Source organism: Nitrososphaera sp. AFS, assembly GCF_009898475.1.
Taxonomy (GTDB): domain Archaea; phylum Thermoproteota; class Nitrososphaeria; order Nitrososphaerales; family Nitrososphaeraceae; genus Nitrosopolaris.
Genome location: NZ_QURE01000102.1, coordinates 1 through 5,237 on the forward strand (window position 1 = coordinate 1; position 5,237 = coordinate 5,237).

3 protein-coding genes are annotated in these 5,237 nt (G+C 38.1%); all 3 read left to right on the forward strand.

Features of this window, described 5'->3' with window-relative positions; all coding sequences use genetic code 11:
* Positions 1-733 precede the first annotated feature (733 nt).
* Genes kdpA through DYY65_RS09700 form a run of 3 tightly spaced genes read left to right on the forward strand, consistent with a single transcriptional unit; the run spans position 734 to position 5,204 of the window.
* A complete protein-coding gene (gene kdpA / locus DYY65_RS09690; RefSeq protein WP_162477760.1) occupies positions 734-2,362 on the forward strand; it encodes a potassium-transporting ATPase subunit KdpA in 1,629 nt (542 codons plus the stop codon).
* A gap of 47 nt (positions 2,363-2,409) precedes the next feature.
* Positions 2,410-4,641, forward strand: a complete 2,232-nt coding sequence (locus DYY65_RS09695; protein WP_201449446.1) for an HAD-IC family P-type ATPase — start codon at positions 2,410-2,412, stop codon at positions 4,639-4,641.
* A 41-nt stretch (positions 4,642-4,682) separates the two neighbouring features.
* The gene (locus tag DYY65_RS09700; protein ID WP_162477761.1) at positions 4,683-5,204 is read left to right on the forward strand and encodes a potassium-transporting ATPase subunit C; all 522 of its coding nucleotides are present in this window, start codon (positions 4,683-4,685) and stop codon (positions 5,202-5,204) included.
* Positions 5,205-5,237 lie beyond the last annotated feature (33 nt).

Consider the following 5,237-nt stretch of genomic DNA (forward strand, 5'->3'; position numbering starts at 1 on the left):
TTTTGTATGACTTTAAGATAGAATTTGTCGAGTTGTTTGGTGATAAAAAATAAAGAGCCATGACCTTTAATAGTTATTATGGCACAATGCCCTAGACATTTGACCACAAATAACCAATTCCTAACTACCTCGGAGACCACTAATACATGGAAATGTGTATCTGGGAATCATCTATTCTATGAAGAAAAATAAACAGGTAAAACCTCTCTCGAAAGGTTCACCTAAGCGAATGATAGTAAGTTGTTGAGCTTGGGCTATAAGAAGGTGCAAAAATGTTAAATGAGTACCTAAAAGGCTTCATCCATTAGTGCCATTAGCCGGATATGTAAAATCGAATAGCGACTAGCTAATCGTACTTATCCGTTTATGCTCAACTAATGATAGTTTATTTTGGTAATGCTGGAGGACAAATGTATTTTAAAAGATTGATTAGGTTATATCTATTTTCATAGATTTTTCAATGAATGGTACCAAGCAACATTATTCCTTCCATAAGTGTATTTTTTATTGTAGGAAATGTTACATAAACTATAATTTAAATAAATTATTCTTATATCATTAACATAAACTATAAATATCTCATAAAATCTATTGGGAAGTTACAATCTATTTAGTGAGTGACCTATGTGGAAATAACCCTGTTGCTTGCTGCTAGAAAACTGAACATCATCTCGCTTTTCTTTTGTTCGTTCAAGCGAGTTGAAATCAGCTCCGAAAGGAGTGTCTTGCTGGTGTGAATCCTGTTATAGAGCTAGTTGTGGTTTTAGGAGGAACCATAGGACTGTCAGTGCCTTTTGGCATGTATTTAGCTAGGATGATATCCTATGAAATGAGACCATTGGAGGCTCCGCTAGCCAGAGTTGAAAACGGATTTTACAAAATCGTTGGTATTGACAAAAATAAGCAAATGACGTGGAAGGAATACGCTTTTTCTCTGTTCATTACTAATATAATCATAGGTGTATTTATCTTCCTTGTATTTCTATTACAGGGATATATTCCCTCTCCATCGCATGTGAATGGACTTTCTATTGATTTAGCATTCAATACAGCAGTTTCATTTATAACAAATACTAATCTACAACACTTTGCAGGCGACCAAACATTAACCGTAACTACACAAATAATTGCGATCACCTTTGCCATGTTTATAGCCCCAGCATCTGGAATTGCAGCTGCGTTTGCTTTCATTCGATCCTTTATAAGAAAGAATTTTGGCCTCGGTAATTTCTATGTCGACTTTATAAGAATAATTTTAACCTTGTTACTACCAGTTGCTTTTGTTTCGGCTCTACTTCTTATGTTTTTGGGGTCTCCACAAACCCTGAGCCCATCAGTTACAATCAATCATACTTTAGAAGGCCACAATCAAACTTTTACAACAGGTCCTGTAGCATCATTAGAATCTATTAAAGAGCTTGGAAGCAATGGTGGTGGATACTTTGGCTCAAACTCTGGCCATCCGTTTGAAAATCCTAATGGCCCTTCCAATATATATGAGATGTTCCTGATGCTAATTATTCCAGTCTCATTTCCTATAGCCTATGCCAAGTTGGTGGGAAAAGCCAGAGGAATATCACTACTTTTAGCCATACTTATCGGGTTTGGAATTTTGCTGGCAATATCCTTCAGTCAAACAAGTGGACCGACTGGTTTAGAGACTAGATTCGGAAGTTTTGGCAGCGAATTTTTCAATACTGTTTCTATCGCTACAAATACAGGAGCAGCTAATTCTGCTCTAAGCGGAATGTCTGTAAATCCTGTAATATCATTTTTCCTTGCAATGTTCGTTCAATCTATTCCAGGAGCAGATGGAACAGGAATTTTGTACATGCTTATTTACGTCGTCCTAACCCTTTTCATAGTGGGTTTGATGGTGGGCAAGACTCCAGAGTTTATGAATATGAAAATAAGTCCAATAGATATCAAATTGGCAGCATTTATCTTTTTGATACATCCTGCAATTATATTCATTCCAGCTGTAATCGCTTTCGCTTCTGGGAATGCTCAGAGTATTTTGGCAGTTCCTGCTGGCAAAATGACTACAGTTTCTGGTTTCACTCAAGCATTATATGAGTATACCTCTGCAGCAGCCAACAACGGTTCTGATTATCTTGGAACTTCCGCAAATAATCCATTCTGGAATTGGTCGACTGGGATAGTTATGTTTCTAGGAAGGTATCCACCAATAATATTGGCTCTCGCAATCGCAGGTTCATTTACGCTCAAAGACAGAAAAGAAGCAATTGAACCAATCAAAACACATGGTCCCTTATTTATTGCAGTATTGTTAGTAATGACATTCCTTCTTACTGCACTGACCTTCTTCCCAGTTATAGTGATAGGACCGTTTTCAATGTAGTATGATGAATATGAAAATGGAAATAGGAATGAGGAAAATTGTCTAAAATGATAAGAAAATTAGTATACAATGGTAAGAAAAGTACCGAAGCCCTTCCTGGTAGCAGAGGCATCTCGAATATAAATATCAGCAAGGTAATCGGTAACTCTGTACTGAAGCTAAATCCATGGTATCTAGCAAGGGAAAATGCTGTAATGTTTACAGTAGAAGTTCTATTCCTGGTAGTACTATTTGTTGGCATGGGTCTTACACATATACCAAAGGTCTTTGCTAGTCAAACTCAGGCTTTCTATTATGCATCGGCAGTAATATTAATTATAACCGTGTGGTTTTCTACATTTTCAGAAGCGTTATCTGAGGCTCAGGCTAGAGCTAGGGTAGACTCTCTAAGGAATCTAGAGCGTGAAGTTACTGCAAGAAAAATCGTAGGAGATAAGAGAGAAGTCATTGTTAATTCTAGGACTCTGAAACCTGGAGATGAAGTCTTAGTTTATTCCGGTGAAGTAATTCCACGAGACGGTATTGTTATGGAAGGAAAGGCCTTTGTGGACGAATCAATGATGACAGGAGAATCAAATCCTGTTTTCAAAGAGAAGGATGATCATGTCATCGGGGGAACAAGAATAGCAAGTGATCGACTACGGATCGAAATCACTTCAGAGGCTGGTAGAAGTTTCCTGGACCAAATGGTGACTTTAATAGAAAGTGCAACAAGGCCAAAGACAAAGAACGAGATAGCACTTACTATACTACTTGCTGGACTATCATTAATATTTATCATGGTAGTTGGTAGTCTTCTTTTCTTTGCCTACTTCCTTGGATATATTGCAGATATTGGTATGTTAATTGCACTTTTAGTGGCTCTTATGCCAACGACAATAGGTGGCCTTCTATCAGCTATAGGTGTTGCAGGTATTACCAGAATAGGAAGAGATAATATAGTAGCCAAATCTGGAAAAGGGATCGAAGCAGCAGGGGATGCGGATATTTTGATTCTGGACAAGACCGGAACAATTACTGAAGGTAGCAGAGCTGCTATTACTTTTATACCATTAGAAAAATATACAGAGCGGGATGTCGGACAAGCGGCATTCGCAGCATCAATTCATGACAATACCCACGAAGGAAAATCAATAGTACATTTGGCAGAAGAGAAAGGATTTATTCCTCCGCTAGTAGAAAAAATGCTTGTTGCAAGACAGTTAGAGTTTAGTGCGGAGACTTGTTACAGTGGAATTGAATTAATAAAAAATAAAAGGGTAGAACTAAGTTCAGAACTGCAAGAAGAAGCTACGGCCATTCACAAGTTTGAGGATGGAAATGGAGATGCAGGACGCCAACTCAAAACTGATGAAAACGTCGACAGCAAAGTCAGTAAAATGCTGCTAGAACTGGACAGTCGCAATCAAGAGTTTAAAATCCTCAAGGGTTCTGTTGAAACAATGCTAAAACTAGTTCCCAACGTTAATGAAGCTGAATTGAAATGGAAGGCCCAAGAAATTTCTAAGAATGGTCAAACTCCATTTCTAGTGGCGATAGATATTGAAGCTATAGGTCTTGTAGCTCTAAAGGACAACCTCAAGGAGAATATTTGCCAAAGACTCGAGGAAGTTCGTGCAGCTGGTATAACTACCGTAATGATTACAGGAGATAATATTTTGACTGCTCAAGTAATCGCAAAAGAAGCTAACGTAGACCAAATAATGGCAGAAGCAAAGCCTTCCGACAAACTAACACGAGTTCAAGAAGAACAACTGAAGGGCCATGTAATTGGTATGGTTGGAGATGGAACAAATGATGCACCGGCATTAGCAAAAGCCGACGTTGGACTAGCAATGAATAGTGGAACTGCTGCTGCAAAAGAAGCTGCAAACATGGTTGATTTAGATTCAGACCCTTCAAAGATATTAAGGGTGGTAAAACTCGGTAAGCAATTGCTTATGACCCGTGGAGCAATTACGACCTTCAGCATAGCAAACGATGTGGCAAAATATTTTGCAATAATCCCGGCCATGTTTATAGCAACTAATCCAAAGCTTGCTGTTCTTAATATAATGCAACTGCATAGCCCTACAACTGCTATATTGGCCACGTTAATATTTAACGCGATAATCATACCAGCATTAATTCCGCTATCGTTACGAGGTGTAACATTCAGACCTGAGCCCCCTGAGAAAACTTTCATCAGAAACATGCTCATCTATGGTCTTGGTGGAGTGGCCTTACCTTTTGTGGCAATAAAGGCAATTGATATGCTACTGACACTCTTTCTGCATTAAGATCAGATGGAAAAGGAGGGAAAGAGAAAAAAACAGAACAGTTGAGAGGGTATATCAATAAGGACATGCTTAGTCCGGCGATTAAAGTAGTAGTTATTATGCTAGTTGTAACAGGCATAGTTTATCCTCTTGTTCTAGTAGCAATAGGTCAGATTGGGTTTCCGTACCAATCAAATGGAAGTTTAATTACTATCAATGGAAAGCTAATTGGTTCAAAACTCATAGCACAAGATTTCAAGTCTAATATGTTCTTTCATCCAAGACCTTCATCTGACTCAGCTTCGACTTTGGATCCTGATATTACTCCATATAGTGCCCTTTTACAAATTTCAAATGTGAGCCGCGCCACAGGTATCAATCAAAATGCTCTTCAAACGTTAATTGAACTTAACATAGAAAGAAATAGAATTAGCAATATGGTTGCATTTGCACCTGACTATGTCAATGTATTACAAATTAACTCTGAATTAGTAAGTCAATATCCTGACATCTATAATACATTCCTAAAGAGTATAAACCCCCATGAAACAACAGCAAATATCAGTGGCGTTGATGGGGGGTGAATTATAATGGAAGCTATTGTGGCAGTATTCGTA